This window comes from Ruegeria sp. HKCCA6837 (assembly GCF_013034475.1).
GTDB lineage: Bacteria > Pseudomonadota > Alphaproteobacteria > Rhodobacterales > Rhodobacteraceae > Ruegeria.
Window position 1 is genome coordinate 219,478 of record NZ_WQGD01000006.1, and the last position, 19,785, is coordinate 239,262.

At 58.6% G+C, this 19,785-nt stretch carries 25 protein-coding genes; all 25 read left to right on the forward strand.

Annotated elements, in window-relative coordinates:
* The first annotated feature begins 85 nt into the window (after nucleotides 1-85).
* The 25 genes from GOV91_RS11230 (at nucleotide 86) to nuoK (ending at nucleotide 19,780) form a co-directional block, all read left to right on the forward strand.
* On the forward strand, nucleotides 86-1,552 hold the full coding sequence (locus GOV91_RS11230; RefSeq protein ID WP_171235606.1) for an AMP-binding protein: 1,467 nt from the start codon (nucleotides 86-88) through the stop codon (nucleotides 1,550-1,552).
* Nucleotides 1,545-1,913, forward strand: a complete 369-nt coding sequence (locus tag GOV91_RS11235) for a hypothetical protein (RefSeq protein WP_171235565.1) — start codon at nucleotides 1,545-1,547, stop codon at nucleotides 1,911-1,913. The genes GOV91_RS11230 and GOV91_RS11235 overlap by 8 nt, the downstream gene beginning before the upstream one ends.
* Before the next feature lie 2 nt (nucleotides 1,914-1,915).
* Nucleotides 1,916-3,523, forward strand: a complete 1,608-nt coding sequence (locus GOV91_RS11240; RefSeq protein WP_171235566.1) for a carboxyl transferase domain-containing protein — start codon at nucleotides 1,916-1,918, stop codon at nucleotides 3,521-3,523.
* A 1-nt stretch (nucleotide 3,524) separates the two neighbouring features.
* Nucleotides 3,525-3,950, forward strand: a complete 426-nt coding sequence (locus GOV91_RS11245) for an ASCH domain-containing protein (RefSeq protein WP_171235567.1) — start codon at nucleotides 3,525-3,527, stop codon at nucleotides 3,948-3,950.
* A 3-nt stretch (nucleotides 3,951-3,953) separates the two neighbouring features.
* Nucleotides 3,954-5,885, forward strand: coding sequence for an acetyl/propionyl/methylcrotonyl-CoA carboxylase subunit alpha (locus GOV91_RS11250; RefSeq protein ID WP_171235568.1), 1,932 nt, complete (start codon nucleotides 3,954-3,956; stop codon nucleotides 5,883-5,885).
* Nucleotides 5,886-5,963: 78 nt separating this feature from the next.
* Nucleotides 5,964-6,815 carry a hydroxymethylglutaryl-CoA lyase gene (locus GOV91_RS11255; RefSeq protein WP_171235569.1) on the forward strand — a complete coding sequence of 284 codons (852 nt, stop codon included), beginning with the start codon at nucleotides 5,964-5,966 and terminating at the stop codon, nucleotides 6,813-6,815.
* Between the two features lies 1 nt (nucleotide 6,816).
* Nucleotides 6,817-7,599 carry a crotonase/enoyl-CoA hydratase family protein gene (locus tag GOV91_RS11260; RefSeq protein ID WP_171235570.1) on the forward strand — a complete coding sequence of 261 codons (783 nt, stop codon included), beginning with the start codon at nucleotides 6,817-6,819 and terminating at the stop codon, nucleotides 7,597-7,599.
* A 192-nt stretch (nucleotides 7,600-7,791) separates the two neighbouring features.
* Nucleotides 7,792-8,157 (forward strand): NADH-quinone oxidoreductase subunit A, encoded by a 366-nt coding sequence (locus GOV91_RS11265; protein ID WP_050602775.1) that lies wholly within the window; start codon nucleotides 7,792-7,794, stop codon nucleotides 8,155-8,157.
* The gene (locus GOV91_RS11270; RefSeq protein WP_010442777.1) at nucleotides 8,148-8,681 is read left to right on the forward strand and encodes an NADH-quinone oxidoreductase subunit B family protein; all 534 of its coding nucleotides are present in this window, start codon (nucleotides 8,148-8,150) and stop codon (nucleotides 8,679-8,681) included. The genes GOV91_RS11265 and GOV91_RS11270 overlap by 10 nt, the downstream gene beginning before the upstream one ends.
* Before the next feature lie 11 nt (nucleotides 8,682-8,692).
* Nucleotides 8,693-9,295, forward strand: a complete 603-nt coding sequence (locus GOV91_RS11275) for an NADH-quinone oxidoreductase subunit C (RefSeq protein WP_171175171.1) — start codon at nucleotides 8,693-8,695, stop codon at nucleotides 9,293-9,295.
* A gap of 60 nt (nucleotides 9,296-9,355) precedes the next feature.
* Nucleotides 9,356-9,481 (forward strand): hypothetical protein, encoded by a 126-nt coding sequence (locus tag GOV91_RS22820; protein WP_256369234.1) that lies wholly within the window; start codon nucleotides 9,356-9,358, stop codon nucleotides 9,479-9,481.
* Nucleotides 9,481-10,704, forward strand: coding sequence for an NADH-quinone oxidoreductase subunit D (locus tag GOV91_RS11280; RefSeq protein ID WP_171235571.1), 1,224 nt, complete (start codon nucleotides 9,481-9,483; stop codon nucleotides 10,702-10,704). The genes GOV91_RS22820 and GOV91_RS11280 overlap by 1 nt, the downstream gene beginning before the upstream one ends.
* The gene (nuoE, locus tag GOV91_RS11285) at nucleotides 10,704-11,822 is read left to right on the forward strand and encodes an NADH-quinone oxidoreductase subunit NuoE (protein ID WP_171235572.1); all 1,119 of its coding nucleotides are present in this window, start codon (nucleotides 10,704-10,706) and stop codon (nucleotides 11,820-11,822) included. Before GOV91_RS11280 ends, nuoE begins: the two co-directional genes overlap by 1 nt.
* A 30-nt stretch (nucleotides 11,823-11,852) precedes the next feature.
* The gene (locus GOV91_RS11290; RefSeq protein ID WP_171235573.1) at nucleotides 11,853-12,074 is read left to right on the forward strand and encodes a DUF5337 domain-containing protein; all 222 of its coding nucleotides are present in this window, start codon (nucleotides 11,853-11,855) and stop codon (nucleotides 12,072-12,074) included.
* Nucleotides 12,075-12,086: 12 nt separating this feature from the next.
* Nucleotides 12,087-13,385 carry an NADH-quinone oxidoreductase subunit NuoF gene (gene nuoF, locus GOV91_RS11295; protein ID WP_171235574.1) on the forward strand — a complete coding sequence of 433 codons (1,299 nt, stop codon included), beginning with the start codon at nucleotides 12,087-12,089 and terminating at the stop codon, nucleotides 13,383-13,385.
* 5 nt (nucleotides 13,386-13,390) lie between these two features.
* Nucleotides 13,391-13,807, forward strand: coding sequence for an MAPEG family protein (locus GOV91_RS11300; protein ID WP_171235575.1), 417 nt, complete (start codon nucleotides 13,391-13,393; stop codon nucleotides 13,805-13,807).
* A gap of 37 nt (nucleotides 13,808-13,844) precedes the next feature.
* Nucleotides 13,845-14,195: a hypothetical protein gene (locus GOV91_RS11305; RefSeq protein WP_171235576.1), complete on the forward strand. Its 351-nt coding sequence runs from the start codon at nucleotides 13,845-13,847 to the stop codon at nucleotides 14,193-14,195.
* A 101-nt stretch (nucleotides 14,196-14,296) separates the two neighbouring features.
* Nucleotides 14,297-14,701: a DUF5333 domain-containing protein gene (locus tag GOV91_RS11310; protein ID WP_254440652.1), complete on the forward strand. Its 405-nt coding sequence runs from the start codon at nucleotides 14,297-14,299 to the stop codon at nucleotides 14,699-14,701.
* Nucleotides 14,702-14,704: 3 nt separating this feature from the next.
* Entirely contained in the window at nucleotides 14,705-16,726 is a 2,022-nt protein-coding gene (gene nuoG, locus GOV91_RS11315) for an NADH-quinone oxidoreductase subunit NuoG (RefSeq protein ID WP_171235577.1), read from the forward strand.
* Nucleotides 16,723-16,938, forward strand: a complete 216-nt coding sequence (locus GOV91_RS11320; protein WP_171235578.1) for a hypothetical protein — start codon at nucleotides 16,723-16,725, stop codon at nucleotides 16,936-16,938. The genes nuoG and GOV91_RS11320 overlap by 4 nt, the downstream gene beginning before the upstream one ends.
* Nucleotides 16,931-17,968, forward strand: coding sequence for an NADH-quinone oxidoreductase subunit NuoH (gene nuoH, locus GOV91_RS11325; protein WP_171235579.1), 1,038 nt, complete (start codon nucleotides 16,931-16,933; stop codon nucleotides 17,966-17,968). The genes GOV91_RS11320 and nuoH overlap by 8 nt, the downstream gene beginning before the upstream one ends.
* 1 nt (nucleotide 17,969) lies before the next feature.
* Nucleotides 17,970-18,464, forward strand: a complete 495-nt coding sequence (gene nuoI, locus GOV91_RS11330) for an NADH-quinone oxidoreductase subunit NuoI (protein WP_171235580.1) — start codon at nucleotides 17,970-17,972, stop codon at nucleotides 18,462-18,464.
* The gene (locus tag GOV91_RS11335) at nucleotides 18,461-18,871 is read left to right on the forward strand and encodes a carboxymuconolactone decarboxylase family protein (RefSeq protein WP_171175155.1); all 411 of its coding nucleotides are present in this window, start codon (nucleotides 18,461-18,463) and stop codon (nucleotides 18,869-18,871) included. The genes nuoI and GOV91_RS11335 overlap by 4 nt, the downstream gene beginning before the upstream one ends.
* Nucleotides 18,868-19,470, forward strand: coding sequence for an NADH-quinone oxidoreductase subunit J (locus GOV91_RS11340; RefSeq protein WP_170615376.1), 603 nt, complete (start codon nucleotides 18,868-18,870; stop codon nucleotides 19,468-19,470). Before GOV91_RS11335 ends, GOV91_RS11340 begins: the two co-directional genes overlap by 4 nt.
* 4 nt (nucleotides 19,471-19,474) lie before the next feature.
* Nucleotides 19,475-19,780, forward strand: coding sequence for an NADH-quinone oxidoreductase subunit NuoK (gene nuoK / locus GOV91_RS11345; protein WP_005984024.1), 306 nt, complete (start codon nucleotides 19,475-19,477; stop codon nucleotides 19,778-19,780).
* Nucleotides 19,781-19,785 lie beyond the last annotated feature (5 nt).

Here is a 19,785-nt window from a genome sequence, read left to right on the forward strand (position 1 = left end):
AGAGAAACAAGGGAGTTTCACGGTGCTAAACGCTGAGCGCATACCGGGTTTGCGCCCAGGGGGTGGCTGGGACGTGCCTGAGCGAATGAATATGGCACAGCAATGCTTGCGCCATACCGAAGATCAGGTGGCGTTGATTGATTTGACCGGTGCGGATGCACGCCAAGTCACCTGCGGACAGCTGGCTAATATGTCGGATGATCTGTCCCGCGCCCTGCTGCGCCGTGTGCAGCCCGGAGACCGCGTCGGCGTGCTGCTGAGCCAGTCCGCCTGGTGCGCCGCAGCCCATCTGGCCATCTGGAAGATCGGAGCGATCTCTGTCCCGCTGTTTAAGTTGTTCAAGCAGGATGCCCTAAGGTCGCGGGTCGGAGATGCAGGCGCCAAAATTGTGCTGACCGATGCCGAAGGGGCTGCACTGCTGGGCGATTTGGCCGAAGCTCTGATTGCATCAGAAATTGGTGAGGCTGGCGCACCCGTTCCATTCGCCGACACCGGTCCCGGGGATCCAGCGGTGCTGATCTATACCTCAGGTACCACAGGAAGCCCAAAGGGCGCGCTGCATGGGCATCGTGTGCTGACCGGGCATTTGCCGGGTGTCTCGATCAGTCATAACCATTTGCGTGAGGGCGATTGCCTGTGGACTCCTGCGGATTGGGCATGGATCGGCGGTTTGTTCGATGTGCTGATGCCGGGGTTGGCGCTTGGTATTCCCGTGGTCGCGGCGCGGCTTGAGAAATTCACGCCCGAGGCCTGCGCCGATATTGTCGCACGCGGCGGGGTGCGCAACGTGTTTTTCCCTCCTACAGCCTTGCGGATGCTGAAAGCGGCCGATCAGAGTATTCCCGGCCTGCGTTCGGTCGCGTCCGGCGGTGAGCCGTTGGGGGCCGAGATGCTGGCCTGGGGGCAAAAAGCGTTTGGTCTGACGATCAATGAGTTCTACGGCCAGACCGAGTGCAACATGGTGGTGTCCTCTTGCGCCGAGGATTTCCCAGCGCAGCCCGGCTGCATCGGCAAACCGGTGCCGGGGCATGAAGTGGCGGTGATCGACGAGGACGGCAACCCAACGACCGAGGAAGGCGACGTGGCGATCCGGGGCGGATCCGCCTCGATGCTGCTGGAATATTGGAAACGGCCCGAGGCGACGGCTGAGAAATTCCGGGGCGATTGGTTGATCACCGGAGATCGCGGCGTTTGGGAGGGGGATTACCTGCGCTTTGTCGGACGTGACGATGACGTGATTACCTCAGCCGGATACCGCATCGGCCCTGCCGAGATCGAGGATTGCCTGCTGACCCATCCCGCGGTGGCGACGGTGGGCGTGGTCGGAAAGCCAGACCCGCTGCGGAACGAGATCGTCAAGGCGTATGTGGTGCTGAAACCGGGGGCTCAGGCTGCAGAGCGTGAGTTGCAAGATTGGGTCAAAGACCGTTTGGCGCATTACTCTTATCCGCGCGAAGTGGCGTTTCTGGAGGAATTGCCGATGACGGTGACGGGGAAGGTGATCCGGAAGGAGTTGAAGGCGCGAGCGGCGGGGGAGACCGACAATGAATAAGATTCTGCGGCGTCTGTCAGGGTTAAAGTACCCCAAATATGGGGTGCCGCAGCCCTTAAGTGTTTTGACCACTATGGTTGGCAGTGAGGAGTACGTGCCAGCTGTAAGGTGTGGCAACTGCGAAGCTTGGCTGCGCGTTAAGTCCAAGAATGGGGTTTTTCATTTCTTACTATTGTTTTTTCTGATGACGCTGCCTTTGCCTTTCTTGGCATTGGATGAGACTAGTATCTATTTGAACAACCCTGAAGGGCTGTTGAATTGGCCCCTCTCGTCTTCTGCAAAGAGCGTAATCTTCTACATAATTTACTTCGCAGTGGTGGTCTTGCCCATAAGTAATCGGGCATTGAAGGTGGATATCTAAAAATGAAACTCACATCAAAAGCCATGCCCGCCTCCGAGGGCTTCAAAGCAAACCGCGCTGCGCATCTCGACGCGCTGGCGCAGATCTCTGCCGCTGCCGATGCAGCCCGGATGGGCGGTGGCGAGAAATCCCGTGCGCGGCATGAATCACGGGGCAAGATGCTGCCTCGGCGCAGGGTCGCGAACCTGTTAGACGCGGGCTCTCCGTTTTTGGAAATCGGTGCGACGGCGGCGCACGGGATGTATGGCGATGCCGCACCTTGTGCCGGGGTTATTGCGGGCATCGGCCGGGTGCAGGGGCGCGAGGTCATGGTGGTGTGCAACGACGCCACCGTAAAGGGCGGCACGTATTACCCGATGTCGGTCAAGAAACACCTGCGCGCGCAGGAGATTGCTGAGGAAAACCATCTGCCCTGCATCTATCTGGTCGATAGCGGCGGTGCGAACCTGCCCAATCAGGATGAGGTTTTTCCCGACCGCGACCATTTTGGCCGCATCTTCTATAATCAGGCGCGGATGAGCGCCAAAGGCATTGCTCAGATCGCGGTGGTGATGGGCTCGTGTACGGCGGGCGGGGCTTATGTGCCCGCGATGTCTGATGTGACGATCATCGTGAAAGAGCAGGGCACCATTTTTTTGGCCGGGCCACCTCTGGTTAAGGCCGCTACGGGCGAGGTCGTCAGTGCCGAGGAGCTGGGTGGAGGAGACGTCCACACCCGCTTGTCCGGCGTGGCGGATTATCTGGCCGAGGATGACGCGCACGCGCTTGCCTTGGCCCGGCGGGCGGTTGGGTCGTTGGGCGGTACCGAACTTAAGCGTGGCCTACAGTTTGAAACGTCGGAGGAACCTGCGTACGACCCTGAGGAAATTCTTGGAGTTGTCCCTGCTGATCTGCGCACGCCCTATGATATCCGCGAGGTGATTGCACGTTTGGTCGATGGCTCTCGGTTCGATGAGTTCAAACCGCGCTTTGGCGACACGCTGGTAACTGGATTTGCCCATGTCAAAGGGTGTCCGGTCGGGATCATTGCCAACAACGGCGTTTTGTTTTCTGAGGCCGCCCAGAAGGGCGCGCATTTTGTCGAGTTGTGTTCGCAGCGCAAGACGCCGCTTGTGTTCCTGCAGAACATCACCGGCTTCATGGTGGGACGGAAATACGAAAACGAAGGCATCGCCCGGCACGGGGCCAAGATGGTGACTGCGGTGGCGACGACCTCGGTGCCGAAGGTTACGATGCTGGTGGGCGGCTCGTTCGGGGCCGGGAACTATGGCATGGCCGGTCGGGCCTATCAGCCAAGGTTCTTGTGGACATGGCCAAACTCGCGCATTTCGGTGATGGGCGGTGAGCAGGCGGCGGGCGTTCTGGCCACCGTCAAACGTGACGGGATCGAACGGCAGGGCGGCACTTGGTCGGCTGAGGAAGAGGCCGAGTTTAAACGCCCAACGCTGGAGATGTTCGAAGAGCAGTCCCACCCGCTCTATGCCTCGGCGAGGCTATGGGATGACGGCATCATCGATCCGCGCAAGTCGCGCGACGTTCTGGCCCTGTCGCTGAGCGCGGCGCTGAATGCACCGATTGAGGAGACACGTTTCGGCGTGTTCAGGATGTGAGATGAGCGTTTGTGTGAATGATGTCGTGGCGCGCTATCCAGGCGCGCAAACCTTCAAGTTTGGCGACAATGCTGAATTGAGCGCTGAGCTGTTGTCTCTGGTGCGAACGGGTCGGAAAACGGCGACTTGCGGAGCTTCGCGTGACTATCCCGAAGACAGCCCGGCGAAGCCTGTCGTGGGGCGGCGTGATATCGCACTGGAATGGGATGATCGCCCGGCATTGGTGATCGAAACGGTCGACGTGGCGATCTGTCGGTATTGCGACGTGACCGAAGATTTTGCGTTGGCCGAAGGCGAAAATGAGACCCTTGAAGGGTGGCGTGAGCACCACCGCCAGTATTTTGAGCGCAATGGCGGGTTTGATCCCAAGATGGAATTGCTCTGCGAACGGTTCCGCCTCATCGAAGATCTAGCGGCTGAGGAGTAAACTATGTTCAACAAAATCCTGATTGCCAACCGGGGTGAGATCGCCTGCCGCGTTATGGAAACTGCTCAGAAGATGGGCGTGTCCTGCGTTGCGGTGTATTCGGACGCGGACGCCTCGGCCAAGCATGTGCAGATGGCGGATCAAGCTGTTCATATCGGTGGTGCGGCCCCTGCCGAGAGTTATCTGAAGGGCGATGTAATCATTCAGGCCGCGTTGGATGCGGGCGCGCAGGCGATCCATCCCGGCTATGGGTTTCTGTCCGAAAACCCTGATTTCGTGGATGCGGTTGAGGCTGCGGGGTTGGTTTTCATTGGCCCGTCAGCGGATGCGATCCGCAAGATGGGCCTGAAAGATGCCGCCAAGGTTCTGATGGAGCAGGCCGGAGTTCCGGTGGTCCCAGGCTATCACGGTGACAATCAGGATGCCGAGCATCTGGCGGGCGCAGCGGATACCATAGGCTATCCGGTTCTTATCAAGGCCGTGGCAGGCGGTGGCGGCAAGGGCATGCGGCTTGTCGAACGGCCCGAGGATTTTGCCGCAGCGCTGGACAGCGCCCGCGGTGAGGCCAAGACCGCGTTCGGCAATGATACGGTGCTGGTCGAGAAGTTCGTCGTCAAGCCGCGCCATATTGAGGTGCAGGTTTTTGGCGATGGCACCCATGCGGTGCATTTGTTCGAACGCGATTGCTCTTTGCAGCGGCGACATCAGAAGGTGATCGAAGAGGCTCCGGCCCCCGGCATGACGCCTGAGATGCGCGCGGCTATGGGGCAGGCTGGCGTGCGTGCCGCCGAGGCGATTGGCTACAAAGGCGCGGGCACGGTTGAGTTCATTGTGGACGCCTCGGACGGGCTGCGCCCAGACAGGTTCTGGTTCATGGAGATGAACACACGCTTGCAGGTGGAACACCCTGTGACCGAAGCGATTACGGGTGTTGATCTTGTCGAATGGCAATTGCGCGTCGCGGCGGGTGAAAGCTTGCCGAAGCAGCAGGAAGACCTGTCGATCCAGGGCCATGCGTTTGAGGCACGGCTTTATGCGGAAGATGTTCCGAAAGGGTTCCTGCCTGCGACGGGTACGCTGACGCATCTGGAATTCCCAGCCAATTGCCGCGCCGACAGTGGCGTGCGGGCAGGGGATACGATCAGCCCATGGTACGACCCGATGATTGCCAAAGTGGTTGTGCACGGGCCGACCCGCTCTGTCTCGCTTGAGACGTTGCACCGGGTTTTACAGAAAACCAAAGTTGCGGGTACCGTAACAAACCTGGCTTTCCTGGGGGCGTTGACTCGTCATGCGGGGTTTGCCTCGGGCGATGTGGATACGGGTCTGATCGGGCGGGAACTTGAGGAATTGGTTCAGGAAGCAGAACCTTCGGTCGTGGCAGTCGTTGCAGCAGCGATGACAGCCTTGGACCTGGTGAATGTCGCGCTTGAAACCGGGTTCTCTCTTTGGGCTCCGTTGCATCGCGCCGTGCAACTCTCCGCTGAGGGCGAAACCTTGGATCTGGATGTGCAAGTCGACGGGCCGGATCGACAGATTTGGCAAATGGGAGAGGATCGCGTCTTGGCCGAGCGGACCTCGGATCGCTGGACACTGAACGGTGCGCCGATGCCAGACGTTTCTGTAAGTGGGTCGACCCTGACCGTGTTTAAGGATTATGGCCGCAGCTTTGATCTGATCGACCCGCTTGATCGGGATGCCAGTGCTACGGGCGATACCAATGTGATCGAGGCGCCGATGCCAGGTCTGGTCAAAGCGGTCTTTGCGACAGCGGGTCAGGCCGTGCAAGAGGGTGATCGCTTGGCCATTCTTGAGGCGATGAAGATGGAGCATTCCCTGCTGGCGGCGCGCGATGGCGTTGTGGCCGAGGTGCTGGTCGAAGATGGTGCTCAAGTCGAAGCCGGGGCAGCCTTGGTGCGGTTGGAGGAAGAGTGATCTGTACCCGCGTCGCCACACGTGGCACGGTCAGATCATCCGTTTTGAAAACAAAAAGCAGCCAGAAGGGGCACAGACATGGGTGATCAGGTCGAGATTTATGAAGTTGGGCCGCGCGATGGGCTGCAGAACGAAAAGCGTGAGATACCTGTTGCCGACAAAGTGGCACTGATCGACTGCCTCAGCCGTGCCGGGTTTAGTCGGATCGAAGTCGCAAGCTTTGTGTCCCCAAAATGGGTGCCGCAGATGGCTGGGTCGGCACAAGTTCTGGCCGGGATCAACCGCGCGGATGGTGTCCGCTACGCGGCGCTAACGCCCAATATGCGTGGGTATGAGGATGCGCTGGCGGCCAAGGTAGACGAGATTGCCGTGTTTGCCTCGGCGTCCGAGGGATTTTCCAAGGCCAATGTCAACGCGTCAATCGCGGAATCGATTGAGCGGTTCGTTCCGATTCTGGAAGCAGCGCGCCATATCGACCTGCCGGTACGCGGTTATGTCTCATGTGTGACCGATTGCCCGTATGACGGCCCAACCCCGCCCGAGAAAGTGGCCGAGGTTGCAGACTGGTTGTTTGCGCTGGGCTGCTACGAGGTCTCGTTAGGTGATACGATCGGGCAGGGAACGCCAGACAAGGTCGCACATATGCTTTTGGCGGTGCGCGAAAGGGTTCCCGTGACGCGGCTGGCGGGGCATTTCCACGACACCAATGGACGCGCAATTGACAATATCGATGCGGCGCTGGCGCTGGGCGTGCGTGTGTTCGACGCAGCCGTAGGCGGGTTGGGCGGTTGCCCCTATGCGCCGGGGGCCGAAGGCAATGTGGCCACTGAAGCCGTCGCCGAGCATTTGCAACGACTAGGATATGAAACGGGGCTGGACCTCGATGTGATTGAAGAAGCCGCGCGGATGGCAAAGGCACTAAGGGGCTGAAATGTTTGAAACACTCGCGATCTCGACCGATTCACGAGGGATAGCCACTCTGACCCTGAGCCGGGCAGAAAAGCACAACGCTTTGTCTGGTCAGATGATCACCGAGCTGACCCAGGCCGCAGAGCAATTGGGGCAGGACGATACCGTTCGGGTCGTTGTTCTGGCCGCAGCCGGAAAGAGCTTTTGCGCAGGTGGCGATCTGGGTTGGATGCAGGATCAGATGGCGGCGGATAAAGCGACCCGTTTCACCGAGGCCCGCAAGCTGGCTGAGATGCTGCAAGCTTTGAACACACTGCCCAAGCCTTTGATCGGCGCGCTACAGGGTAACGCCTTTGGCGGCGGTGTTGGGATGGCTGCTGTCTGCGACATCGCAATAGGGGTGGACAGCCTCAAGATGGGTCTGACCGAAACCCGATTGGGCCTGATCCCTGCCACCATCGGGCCTTACGTCATCGCCCGTATGGGCGAAGCGCGTGCGCGCAGAGTGTTTATGTCGGCCCGATTGTTCGATGCTGCAGAAGCTGTTGAGCTGTGCTTGCTGGCAAAGACGGTGTCCGCGGAACAGCTTGCGGATGCGATAGAGGACGAAATTCGCCCCTATCTGTCATGCGCGCCCGGCGCGGTTGCCTCGGCCAAAGAGCTGATCAGAACTCTGGGCCCGCGCATTGATGACGCTGTGATAGACCAGACCATCGGGGAACTGGTTGAACGCTGGGAAACGGAAGAGGCGCGTGAAGGAATTGCGGCGTTCTTCGAAAAACGAAAACCTGCATGGAATAAGTAGGTTTAACAAAGAACCGCTTGGCCTTGGCAAGAAACCCCGCTGCGATTCTATGCCGCGCTGTCAAGCGCATGTTTGATGTCGTGGGGCACTGTGTTCGGTTGACCCCCTGACCCCGCAGGGATAGAGAATGTCCAGTCAACACGCCAATTGACGGCGCACCCTTTTGGGATATGCGCAGGAAAGGAGCTATTCGTGGAAGACCTGCTGCGGGAGTACCTCCCGATTCTGGTGTTTCTGGCCGTTGCCGTTGGCCTTGGGATCGTCCTGATTCTGGCTGCTGTGGTTCTGGCCGTCCGCAATCCAGACCCCGAAAAGGTCAGCGCATATGAATGTGGTTTCAATGCCTTCGACGATGCGCGGATGAAATTCGATGTCCGGTTCTATCTGGTGTCGATTCTTTTCATCATCTTCGATCTTGAAATCGCCTTCCTGTTCCCTTGGGCCGTCGGCTTCAAGGACATCAGCGATGTCGGATTTTGGTCGATGATGGTGTTCCTTGGTGTTCTGACCATCGGCTTTGCCTATGAGTGGAAGAAGGGGGCCTTGGAATGGGAGTGATGACGGGTGCAAACACTGCTGGCGTCGACAAAGAAGTCGCCACCCAGGCCCTGAACGCTGAGCTGCAGGATAAGGGCTTCTTGCTGACCTCGACCGAGGACATCATCAACTGGGCGCGCACCGGGTCGCTGCATTGGATGACCTTTGGTCTGGCCTGCTGCGCGGTTGAAATGATGCATACCTCGATGCCCCGTTATGATGCGGAACGGTTTGGTATCGCGCCGCGTGCGTCCCCACGCCAGTCAGATGTGATGATCGTGGCAGGCACGCTGACCAACAAGATGGCCCCGGCGCTTCGTAAGGTTTACGACCAGATGCCCGAGCCGCGTTATGTGATCTCGATGGGATCCTGCGCCAATGGCGGTGGCTATTATCACTACTCTTACTCGGTCGTACGTGGCTGTGACCGGGTTGTGCCTGTGGACATTTACGTACCGGGCTGCCCTCCGACCGCTGAGGCGTTGCTGTATGGTCTGATGCAACTGCAACGCAAAATCCGCCGTACCGGCACCATCGTCCGCTGAGGAGAGAGTTGATGAGCGAAGCACTCAAAGAACTCGGCGCACAGCTGGAGCTGAAGCGGGCCGATTGCGTCTTGTCCTGGGATGTCACCCATGGAGAGCTGAATGTCGATGTGGCGCCGTCAAACCTGGTTGAATTTATCGAATTTCTGAAAAGCGACCGGTCTTGCCAGTTTTCAACCCTGGTGGACATCACCGGTGTCGATTATCCCGAACGCGCCAAGCGGTTCGATGTGGTCTATCACTTCCTGTCGATGTACCAGAATCAACGCATCCGCCTGCGGGTTTCGATCCGCGAGGAGGACATGGTGCCCTCGATCGTCGATGTTCACCCCTCGGCCAATTGGTTCGAGCGTGAGGTGTTCGACATGTTTGGCATCCTGTTCTCGGGTCACCCGGATCTGCGGCGTATCCTGACAGACTATGGTTTCCGCGGCTATCCGCTGCGCAAGGACTTTCCGACCACCGGATATACCGAGGTTCGCTATGACGAGGCGCAAAAACGCGTGGTCTACGAACCCGTCAGTCTGGTGCAGGAATACCGACAATTCGATTTTATGTCCCCATGGGAAGGTGCGAACTACATCCTGCCGGGGGATGAGAAGCAAGAGACGTAACAAAAAACGTCTCAACCCGAAGGAAGGCAACAAGGCTGCAATGATTGGAGCGACGCTGACATGATGGGTGAATTGATCGCATTGGGCGTAATGGGTGCCCTATTGGCAGCCGCGGCAGCAAAAGCGGCTGATGCCGAAAAGGTCCGGGTGCGGGCCGATGCGAAAAAGAAGAAACGAGGGCGTTGATGGACGGCTCAAGATACGATGACGGCAGCACGGACGCGCTGAGCGGAGAACAGAAGATCCGCAACTTCAACATCAACTTCGGCCCGCAACACCCTGCGGCGCACGGGGTTCTGCGTCTGGTTCTCGAGCTCGACGGTGAGATCGTCGAGCGATGCGATCCGCATATCGGCCTGCTGCACCGTGGCACCGAAAAGCTGATGGAAAGTCGGACATATCTGCAGAACCTGCCGTATTTCGACCGTCTGGATTATGTGGCGCCGATGAACCAGGAACATGCCTGGTGTTTGGCCATCGAAAAGCTGACCGGTGTCGAAGTACCGCGTCGGGGTTCGCTGATCCGGGTTTTGTATTCCGAAATCGGGCGCATCCTGAATCACCTGCTGAATGTGACCACGCAGGCAATGGATGTAGGTGCTCTGACCCCGCCGCTCTGGGGCTTTGAAGAGCGCGAAAAGCTGATGGTGTTCTATGAGCGCGCCTGTGGAGCCCGCCTGCACGCCGCCTATTTCCGCCCTGGCGGTGTCCATCAGGACCTGCCGCCGGAACTGCTGGACGATATCGAGGCGTGGAGCCACGAGTTCCCCGCCGTTCTGGACGACATTGACGGATTGCTGACCGAAAACCGCATCTTCAAACAGCGCAACGCTGATATTGGCGTTGTGACCGAGGATGACATCCAGAAATACGGCTTCTCGGGCGTGATGGTCCGTGGGTCCGGTCTGGCTTGGGACTTGCGCCGTGCGCAGCCCTACGAATGCTATGACGAATTCGAATTCCAGATCCCAGTCGGTAAAAATGGCGACTGCTATGACCGTTATCTCTGCCGCATGGAAGAGATGCGCCAGTCGCTGCTGATCATCCGTCAGGCCATCGCCAAGATCCGTGAATGCCCGGGTGACGTTCTGGCCCGTGGCAAGATCACCCCGCCGAAACGGTCAGACATGAAGACCTCGATGGAGAGCCTGATCCATCACTTCAAACTGTATACCGAAGGCTTCCATGTCCCCGCAGGCGAGGTTTATGCCGCCGTCGAGGCCCCCAAGGGCGAGTTCGGCGTCTATCTGGTTGCCGACGGCACCAACAAGCCTTACAGGGCCAAGCTGCGCGCGCCTGGCTTCCTGCACCTTCAAGCCATGGACCACGTTTCCAAAGGCCACCAACTGGCCGACGTCGCCGCCATCATCGGCACCATGGACGTCGTATTTGGAGAGATTGACCGCTAATGCTCCGCCGTCTTCATCCCGAACAACCCGATAGCTTCGCCTTCACCGCTGCCAATCAGCAATGGGCCGAAGCGCAAATTACCAAGTACCCCGAAGGCCGTCAGGCCAGCGCGGTGATCCCGCTGTTGTGGCGCGCGCAAGAGCAGGAAGGCTGGCTGTCCCGCCCGGCGATTGAATCCGTCGCGGACATGCTCGGCATGGCCTATATTCGCGTGCTTGAGGTTGCGTCCTTCTACTTCATGTTCCAACTACAACCGGTTGGTTCGGTGGCGCATATTCAGGTGTGCGGTACGACCTCCTGCATGATCTGCGGGGCCGAGGATCTGATTGCGGTCTGCAAGGAAAAGATCACCGCCAAACCGCATGAGCTGTCCGCTGATGGCAAGTTGAGCTGGGAAGAGGTGGAATGCCTCGGCTCGTGCACCAACGCGCCCATGGCGCAGATCGGCAAAGATTACTACGAAGACCTGACGGCTGAGAGTTTTGGCAAGATCATCGATGATCTGGCCGCTGGCAAGGTACCGACACCCGGACCGCAGAACGGGCGCTATGCGGCTGAGCCGTTGAAGGGGCTGAGCAGCCTGTCGGAATATGAAGCTGGCAAGCCGCAATATAACGCTAGCGTTGAGCTGGCGACGGATCTGGGCGACACGATCAAGCGCATCGACGGCACCGAAGTACCGATCCTGACGCCTTGGTTGGGCAAGGATGGCAAGCAGGCCGGAGCCTCGGCTGCGGCGAAGCCTCCCAAAGCACCAGAACCCGCGAAACCTGCGGTGAAGCAAGCGGAAGAAGCGAAAGCCAAGGCTGAGCCGGAAGCTGTCAAAGAAGACGCGCCCAGAACGCTGACCGAGGCGCGTGGCGGATTGCCGGACGACCTCAAGCTGTTGAAAGGCGTGGGACCGAAGCTGGAAGAAACGCTGAATGAGCTGGGTTTCTATCACTACGACCAAATCGCGGCCTGGACACCCGAACATGTGGCCTGGGTTGATGCACGCCTGAAGTTCAAAGGCCGGATCGAACGCGACGGCTGGATCGAACAGGCGGCCAAGCTTGCGGTGGGTGACGAAACCGAATTCGCCAAACGTGCCAAGGAAGACGGCACCTACGAAGACTAAGCGGATGCCCACCCGGGGCATCAGGGAAAGATGGACAAAGATAAGGAACAGGCCATAGCCCGCAAGGGTCGACACATCGGAGTGGTCATCGCCGTGACCATGCTGATCTGGCTTGCCATGAACCTGTTCATCGGACCCGTGCTGGGTTTGACCACCCGGCACGCCTTGCTGTTTGATCTCGCTGCCTTGGCGGGTTTCATCTATGCAGGCATCAACATTTTTCAACTCTGGCGCATGCGTCAGGACAGCTGAAGGTAACACGCGATGCTGAAGGATCAGGACCGGATCTTTACCAACATCTACGGGATGCATGAGCGCACGCTGAAGGGCGCACAGGCCCGCGGGCATTGGGACGGCACTGCTGGCCTGATCGAAAAGGGCCGCGACTGGATCATCCAGACGATGAAGGACTCAGGTCTACGCGGTCGCGGCGGCGCGGGCTTCCCGACGGGCCTGAAATGGTCGTTCATGCCCAAGGAAAGCGATGGGCGTCCGGCTTATCTGGTGGTGAACGCGGATGAATCCGAACCCGGCACCTGCAAAGACCGTGAGATCATGCGCCATGATCCGCATACGCTGATCGAAGGCTGTCTGATCGCCTCTTTCGCGATGAACGCGCACACCTGCTATATCTACCTGCGCGGCGAATACATCCGCGAGCGCGAGGCGCTGCAGGCTGCGATTGACGAGGCTTATGACGCTGGTCTTTTGGGCAAGAACGCCGCTGGTTCGGGCTGGGATTTCGATATCTTTCTGCATCACGGGGCCGGGGCCTATATTTGCGGCGAGGAAACCGCCCTGATCGAAAGCCTTGAGGGCAAGAAGGGCATGCCACGGATGAAACCTCCGTTTCCGGCGGGGGCTGGCCTTTATGGCTGCCCAACCACGGTGAACAATGTGGAATCAATTGCCGTTGTGCCGACCATTCTGCGCCAGGGTGCGGACTGGTTCGCAGGCTTTGGCCGTCAGAACAACGCGGGCACCAAGCTGTTTGCGATTTCGGGCCATGTGAACAACCCGTGCGTCGTCGAAGAGGCCATGTCGATCTCATTCGAAGAGCTGATTGAAACGCATTGCGGCGGCATTCGCGGCGGTTGGGACAACCTGTTGGCGGTAATCCCGGGTGGATCCTCTGTTCCTTGCGTGCGCGGTGAAAACATGCGCGACGCGATCATGGATTTTGATTACCTGCGCAATGATCTGGGCTCGGGCCTTGGTACTGCTGCGGTGATCGTAATGGACAAGTCGACGGACATCATCAAGGCGATCTGGCGTCTGTCGAAATTCTACAAGCACGAAAGCTGCGGCCAGTGTACGCCGTGCCGGGAAGGCACCGGCTGGATGATGCGCGTTATGGATCGTCTGGTGCGAGGCGAGGCCGAATTGGAAGAGATCGACATGCTGTTTGATGTGACCAAACAGGTCGAAGGCCATACCATCTGTGCCTTGGGTGACGCGGCCGCCTGGCCGATCCAGGGCCTGATCCGCAACTTCCGGGAAGAGATCGAGGACCGCATCAAGGCCCAGAAATCGGGCCGCATGGGTGCGATGGCAGCGGAGTAAACCGAATGGAAGCCTTTGCTGAATATTCACACGCCATAGCATCCGTTGTGTTTTTCACACTGGTTGTTTTGTTTCTGGCCCCGTTTTCCGCGTTGGCCAAGCAGGGCAAGGGCTTGGCACCCGGTGCCACGCCCGAGCAGGATTATGGCGATCAAGCCTATCGTATGAACCGGGCCTATCTGAACGGGACCGAAACGCTCCCGGCGTTTCTAACCGTTGTTGTGGCGGCAATTTTGCTGGGGGTCAGCCCATTCTGGGTCAACCTTCTGGCGTCGGTCGCATTGGTTGCACGGCTTCTTATGCTGGTGGTGCATCTTAGCGGGATCGGCAAGCCGAACAGTGGTTTGCGGTCCGTACTGTATGTGCTGGGCTGGGCCTGCATGTTTGTGATCGGGCTTATGGCATTGGTGGCGGCGTTTTGATGGCGACATGGCGGAACAAAAAACAATGAGGGAATGTATGAAGGCCCCTAAAACTCTTGTTGTTGTGCTGGCTTTGGCAAGTGTGTCTGCCTGCGGTCTGATCAGACCGTCAGAAGACCGTATTCTGTTCGATGGCAAGGCGTTTCGGACCAAAGCCAAAGCGGTCGACAAAAAGAATTCACCTGCTGAGTTTACTGTTGTCGTCAAAGGTGTATCGGCGTCATTGGACGGTGCGCGCGAAGCTGGACGGCACGAGGGCACAAAGTTCTGCGTCCAGAATTTCGGATCGTCGCGGATCAACTGGAAAGTAGGGCCAGACACAGAACCGCAGCAGCTTACCATTGCCGACGACCAACTCATATTTGCAGGAACTTGCCAACGGCCATGATGACCGGTGTTTTTGCATATCATGACGTGTCGCGCATGGCGTTATTGCCTAGCAGACGCACATTCTTTCGTCTTGGACAGTCCAAGACGAAAGGAAAACCCATGTCATTTGCAAAAACAATCGCTCTGGCCGCTTTGATGGCTTTCCCTGCCGCAGCAGATGCAAAGCCGCCCTTGAGGGAAGTCAAAGAGATCGACAACGAACTCTACTACATCGCCATCGCAAACGAGATTTCGGAATACTGCCCTTCGATCAGCGGGCGGCGACTGAAGGCGATCAGCGTGATGTGGGGGCTGCGGTCCAAGGCAAACGAATTGGGGTATTCGGATACGGAAATACGGTCTTACGTGGAATCGGATGCGGAAAAAGACCGGATGCGCGCCAAGGGCGAGGCGTATCTGGCCTCAAATGGCGTGACGTATGAAAACCCCACCACATTCTGCACCCTGGGGCAGAAGGAAATCCAAAGAAACAGCGCCATTGGCGTTTATTTGAGGGCGAACTAGACCATGTCTGACCTCCGCAAGATCAATATCGACGGGCAGGAAATCGAAGTCGATGGCGCGATGACCCTGATCCAGGCTTGTGAGCAAGCCGGGGTAGAAGTGCCGCGCTTCTGTTACCACGAACGTTTGTCGATCGCCGGGAACTGCCGGATGTGTCTGGTCGAGGTTGTTGGCGGCCCACCGAAGCCTGCGGCCTCGTGCGCGATGCAGGTTCGGGACCTGCGTCCCGGGCCAGAAGGGCAGCCGCCTGTGGTCAAGACCAACTCGCCTATGGTCAAAAAGGCCCGCGAAGGGGTGATGGAGTTCCTGCTGATCAACCACCCGCTGGATTGCCCGATTTGCGACCAGGGCGGTGAGTGCGACCTGCAGGATCAGGCGATGGCTTATGGTGTCTCGGGTTCACGCTTCAAAGAGGCGAAGCGCGCGGTCGATGATCTGGATCTTGGTCCGCTGGTTGGCACGGCGATGACCCGTTGCATCAGCTGCACCCGCTGCGTGCGTTTCACGACCGAGGTCGCTGGGATCGCTCAGATGGGTCAGACCGGGCGGGGTGAGGATGCCGAGATCACCTCTTACTTGAATCAGACTCTGGATTCGAACCTGCAGGGCAATATCATCGATCTGTGCCCGGTTGGGGCGCTGACGTCGAAACCCTACGCGTTTACCGCCCGTCCTTGGGAACTGACCAAGACCGAAAGCATCGACGTTATGGATGCCCTTGGATCGAACATCCGCGTAGATACTAAAGGGCGCGAAGTGATGCGCTTTTTGCCACGCAACCATGATGGCGTGAATGAAGAGTGGATCAGCGACAAGACCCGCTTCGTCTGGGATGGCCTGCGTCGTCAGCGTCTGGATCGGCCTTACATCCGAGAGAATGGCAAGTTGCGCCCGGCTACATGGCCCGAGGCGCTGACCAAAGCTGCTGAGGCACTGAAAGGGGCTGAAAAGCTTGCTGGGATCGCAGGTGATCTGACCTCGGTCGAAGCAACCTTTGCCTTGAAGCAGATGATCGAAGGGCAGGGCGGTGTTGTCGAATGCCGCACCGATGGGGCTAAGCTGCCTGCGGGCAATCGAGGTGCCTATGCCGGAACTGCTACAATCGAGGATATCGATACGGCGAAACGTATTCTTTTGATCGGGACCAACCCGCGTGATGAAGCCCCGGTTCTGAACGCGCGAATCCGCAAAGCCTGGGCGCACGGGGCCGAGGTGGCTCTGGTCGGTTCGGCAGTCGATCTGACCTATGACTATCATCACATGGGCGATGATCGTGCGGCCTTGCAGAAGGTCGTCGACATGGGGGGCGATGAGGCCATCAAAGGTAAGCCTTCGCTGGTCATCGTAGGGCAAGGCGCGTTGCAAGAGGCAGATGGCGAGGCCGTTCTGGCGGCGGCGCAAACCATTGCAACCAATACAGAAAGCGGGTTGATCGTACTGCATACGGCGGCCTCACGCGTGGGCGCGATGGATGTAGATGCAACCAACGAAGGTGGCATGGATGCAGTCAGCGCAGCGGACGTAATCTATAACCTCGGCGCGGATGAGGTCGAGATCGGTGAAGGTGCGTTTGTCATATATCAAGGCAGCCATGGGGACCGGGGTGCGCACCGCGCCGACGTGATCCTGCCGGGCGCGGCTTATACCGAGGAAAACGGTCTGTTCGTGAACACCGAAGGTCGCCCGCAACTGGCCATGCGCGCTGGTTTTGCTCCGGGCGACGCCAAAGAAAACTGGGCGATTCTGCGTGCGCTTTCGGCCGAGCTGGGTGCAACACTACCCTTCGACACGCTGGCGCAATTGCGGACCGTGCTGATCGAGGCCGTGCCACATCTGGCGCAGATCGATGAGGTCATCGAAAACGAAGTCCAGCCGCTCGACGCAGCGCCGCTGGGTCAGGCCACGTTCCGCAACGCGGTCAAGGATTTCTACCTGACCAACCCGATTGCCCGCGCGTCTCAACTTATGGCCGAGCTTTCGGCACAGGCCCAGGCGCGTCAGGCCGAAAAGATCGCGGCGGAATGAACCAGAACCGTTTCATATCGCTGGCAAAAGCGGCTGCCGGGTGGCAGTTCGCCGCGCTGGATTTGTGTGTGAAACTTAAGATTAAGGGTAGCGCAGAAGCAGCAGATGCTGTTTACACCAACGCGCCGACCCAGTCGCGCTTTGCGCAGGCACCTGGCCTTTGCATCGCGCGCGGAAAACGGAATACCCACGGTGTGAGGACCAATGGCTGATTTCTTTAACACCCCAGGCGGAATAGCCATCATCATTCTAGCGCAAGTGCTTGCAGTTGTTGCGTTTGTGATGATCTCGCTGTTGTTCCTTGTTTACGGCGACCGCAAGATCTGGGCCGCTGTCCAGATGCGCCGAGGTCCGAACGTTGTAGGCGCTTACGGCCTGCTGCAATCGGTGGCCGACGCGCTGAAATACGTGGTGAAAGAGGTTGTCATCCCTGCTGGGGCAGACCGGACCGTCTTTATCCTTGCGCCGCTGACCAGCTTTGTTCTGGCGATGATCGCCTGGGCTGTAATTCCGTTCAACGATGGCTGGGTGCTGTCGGATATCAACGTTGCCATTCTCTATGTTTTCGCTGTGTCTTCTTTGGAAGTTTATGGCGTGATTATGGGTGGTTGGGCGTCGAACTCAAAGTACCCGTTCCTTGGCTCGCTGCGCTCTGCCGCGCAGATGATTTCTTACGAAGTCTCCATCGGTCTGATTATCATCGGTGTGATCATCTCGACCGGGTCGATGAACTTTGGCGACATCGTGCGTGCGCAGGACGGCTCGTTTGGGTTCTTCAGCTGGTATTGGCTGCCGCACTTCCCGATGGTGTTCCTGTTCTTCATCTCGGCATTGGCAGAAACCAACCGCCCGCCGTTTGACCTGCCCGAGGCGGAATCGGAACTGGTGGCTGGTTATCAGGTCGAATACTCGGCCACGCCATTCCTGCTGTTCATGGCCGGAGAATACATCGCAATCTTCCTGATGTGCGCCCTGACCACGCTGCTGTTCTTTGGCGGCTGGCTGTCGCCGATCCCGGGACTGCCGGACGGCGTGCTGTGGATGGTCGCCAAGATGGCGTTCTTCTTCTTCATCTTCGCGATGGTGAAGGCGATCACACCTCGCTACCGCTATGACCAGCTGATGCGCTTGGGCTGGAAAGTGTTCCTGCCGTTCTCGCTGGCTTGGGTGGTCTTCGTGGCTTTTGCTGCAAAATTCGACTGGTTCTGGGGCGCGTTTGCCCGTTGGAGCGTAGGAGGCTGACATGACTCAAATCGACTACACCCGCGCCGCCAAGTACTTTCTGCTACAGGACTTCTGGGTCGGCTTGAAGCTGGGGCTGAAGTATTTCTTCGCCCCGAAAGCCACCGTGAACTATCCGCACGAAAAGGGCCCTCTCAGCCCGCGCTTCCGTGGCGAACACGCCCTGCGCCGTTATCCCAACGGTGAAGAACGCTGCATCGCTTGCAAACTGTGTGAAGCGGTTTGTCCGGCGCAGGCGATCACCATCGACGCCGAACCGCGCGAGGACGGCAGCCGCCGCACCACGCGCTATGACATCGACATGACCAAATGCATTTATTGCGGTTTCTGCCAAGAGGCCTGCCCGGTCGATGCCATCGTCGAAGGCCCGAATTTCGAATTCGCCACCGAGACCCGTGAAGAGCTGTTCTACGACAAGGAAAAACTGCTGGATAACGGCGAACGCTGGGAAGCCGAGATCGCCCGCAACCTGGAACTGGACGCACCGTACCGATGAGTGACAGCCCGAAAAATCCGTTCGAGCTGATGATGAAGCAGGCTCAGGACATGGCCAAGGCGATGAACCCGGCGATGGAGAATTTCTCGCCCAAGGGGTTCGAGGCGCTGTGGCCGACCATGCCCAAAGAGGTCATGGAGATGATGTTCGGTAACACAGTCAACAAGGACGGGCTGGATGCCAAAACCCGCCTGCTGCTGACGCTGGCCGGGCTGACCTGTCAGGGCGCGCAAGCGGATAGTGCCGTGCGCCAAACTGTGCGCCACGCGCTGGAAGCGGGTGCCAAGAAACAAGAGATCGTGGAAACGATCGGTCAGATGTCGGTCTTTGCCGGCATCCCGGCCATGACCCGTGCGCTGGATCTGGCGCAAGAGGCCATGGGCGACAACGAGGATGAGGATCAATGACCGTCTTTGCCTTCTATCTGTTTGCCATCAGCGCCATCACCGGCGGACTGTTCACGGTGATCAGCCGCCAGCCGGTGCACTCGGTGCTGTGGCTGATCCTGTCCTTCCTGTCGGCGGCGGGGCTGTTCGTGCTGCTGGGGGCCGAGTTCGTGGCTATGCTGCTGATCATCGTCTATGTTGGCGCGGTTGCGGTTCTTTTCCTGTTCGTGGTGATGATGCTGGACGTTGACTTTGCCGAGCTCAAGGCCGAGATGGCGCGCTATATGCCGCTGGCCTTGCTGATCGGTCTGGTCATCCTGATGCAGTTCGTCATGGCCTTTGGCGCATGGGACAGCGCGCAGGGTGCTGCGGCCAATCTGGCCCAGCCGGTTCCAGCAGACCGCCATAACACCGAGGCGCTCGGCGTCATCCTTTACGATCAATACTTCCTTCTGTTCCAACTGGCGGGCCTGATCCTGCTGGTGGCGATGATCGGCGCTATCGTGCTGACCCTGCGCCACCGTCAGGACATCAAGCGTCAGGACATCGTCGGCCAGATGATGCGCGACCCGGCCAAGGCGATGGAGTTGAAGGACGTGAAACCGGGGCAGGGACTTTGAGACGATGATCGGACTTGAACACTATCTTACGGTCGCGGCGACGCTGTTCGTCATCGGCATCTTCGGTCTCTTCCTGAACCGCAAGAACGTCATCATCCTGCTGATGAGCATCGAACTGATGCTGTTGGCGGTGAATATCAACCTCGTGGCGTTTTCCAGTTTCCTCGGCGATCTGGTTGGGCAGGTGTTTACGCTGTTCGTGCTGACCGTTGCGGCGGCCGAGGCGGCGATTGGTCTGGCCATTCTGGTCTGCTTCTTCCGTAACCGTGGCACCATCGCGGTTGAAGACGTCAACATGATGAAGGGCTAAGAGAA

What these genes read in the sequence shown, in the direction of transcription:
- GOV91_RS11240 (WP_171235566.1), top strand. Translation starts at nt 1,916, where the DNA reads ATGAAACTCACATCAAAAGCCATGCCCGCCTCCGAGGGCTTCAAAGCA.
- nuoI (WP_171235580.1), top strand. Translation starts at nt 17,970, where the DNA reads ATGACTCAAATCGACTACACCCGCGCCGCCAAGTACTTTCTGCTACAG.
- nuoK (WP_005984024.1), top strand. Translation starts at nt 19,475, where the DNA reads ATGATCGGACTTGAACACTATCTTACGGTCGCGGCGACGCTGTTCGTC.
- GOV91_RS11230 (WP_171235606.1), top strand. Translation starts at nt 86, where the DNA reads ATGAATATGGCACAGCAATGCTTGCGCCATACCGAAGATCAGGTGGCG.
- nuoG (WP_171235577.1), top strand. Translation starts at nt 14,705, where the DNA reads ATGTCTGACCTCCGCAAGATCAATATCGACGGGCAGGAAATCGAAGTC.
- GOV91_RS11300 (WP_171235575.1), top strand. Translation starts at nt 13,391, where the DNA reads ATGGAAGCCTTTGCTGAATATTCACACGCCATAGCATCCGTTGTGTTT.
- GOV91_RS11235 (WP_171235565.1), top strand. Translation starts at nt 1,545, where the DNA reads ATGAATAAGATTCTGCGGCGTCTGTCAGGGTTAAAGTACCCCAAATAT.
- GOV91_RS11245 (WP_171235567.1), top strand. Translation starts at nt 3,525, where the DNA reads ATGAGCGTTTGTGTGAATGATGTCGTGGCGCGCTATCCAGGCGCGCAA.
- GOV91_RS11270 (WP_010442777.1), top strand. Translation starts at nt 8,148, where the DNA reads ATGGGAGTGATGACGGGTGCAAACACTGCTGGCGTCGACAAAGAAGTC.
- GOV91_RS11260 (WP_171235570.1), top strand. Translation starts at nt 6,817, where the DNA reads ATGTTTGAAACACTCGCGATCTCGACCGATTCACGAGGGATAGCCACT.
- GOV91_RS11290 (WP_171235573.1), top strand. Translation starts at nt 11,853, where the DNA reads ATGGACAAAGATAAGGAACAGGCCATAGCCCGCAAGGGTCGACACATC.
- GOV91_RS11250 (WP_171235568.1), top strand. Translation starts at nt 3,954, where the DNA reads ATGTTCAACAAAATCCTGATTGCCAACCGGGGTGAGATCGCCTGCCGC.
- nuoE (WP_171235572.1), top strand. Translation starts at nt 10,704, where the DNA reads ATGCTCCGCCGTCTTCATCCCGAACAACCCGATAGCTTCGCCTTCACC.
- GOV91_RS11305 (WP_171235576.1), top strand. Translation starts at nt 13,845, where the DNA reads ATGAAGGCCCCTAAAACTCTTGTTGTTGTGCTGGCTTTGGCAAGTGTG.
- GOV91_RS11310 (WP_254440652.1), top strand. Translation starts at nt 14,297, where the DNA reads ATGTCATTTGCAAAAACAATCGCTCTGGCCGCTTTGATGGCTTTCCCT.
- GOV91_RS11335 (WP_171175155.1), top strand. Translation starts at nt 18,461, where the DNA reads ATGAGTGACAGCCCGAAAAATCCGTTCGAGCTGATGATGAAGCAGGCT.
- GOV91_RS22820 (WP_256369234.1), top strand. Translation starts at nt 9,356, where the DNA reads ATGATGGGTGAATTGATCGCATTGGGCGTAATGGGTGCCCTATTGGCA.
- GOV91_RS11340 (WP_170615376.1), top strand. Translation starts at nt 18,868, where the DNA reads ATGACCGTCTTTGCCTTCTATCTGTTTGCCATCAGCGCCATCACCGGC.
- nuoF (WP_171235574.1), top strand. Translation starts at nt 12,087, where the DNA reads ATGCTGAAGGATCAGGACCGGATCTTTACCAACATCTACGGGATGCAT.
- GOV91_RS11320 (WP_171235578.1), top strand. Translation starts at nt 16,723, where the DNA reads ATGAACCAGAACCGTTTCATATCGCTGGCAAAAGCGGCTGCCGGGTGG.
- GOV91_RS11255 (WP_171235569.1), top strand. Translation starts at nt 5,964, where the DNA reads ATGGGTGATCAGGTCGAGATTTATGAAGTTGGGCCGCGCGATGGGCTG.
- GOV91_RS11275 (WP_171175171.1), top strand. Translation starts at nt 8,693, where the DNA reads ATGAGCGAAGCACTCAAAGAACTCGGCGCACAGCTGGAGCTGAAGCGG.
- nuoH (WP_171235579.1), top strand. Translation starts at nt 16,931, where the DNA reads ATGGCTGATTTCTTTAACACCCCAGGCGGAATAGCCATCATCATTCTA.
- GOV91_RS11280 (WP_171235571.1), top strand. Translation starts at nt 9,481, where the DNA reads ATGGACGGCTCAAGATACGATGACGGCAGCACGGACGCGCTGAGCGGA.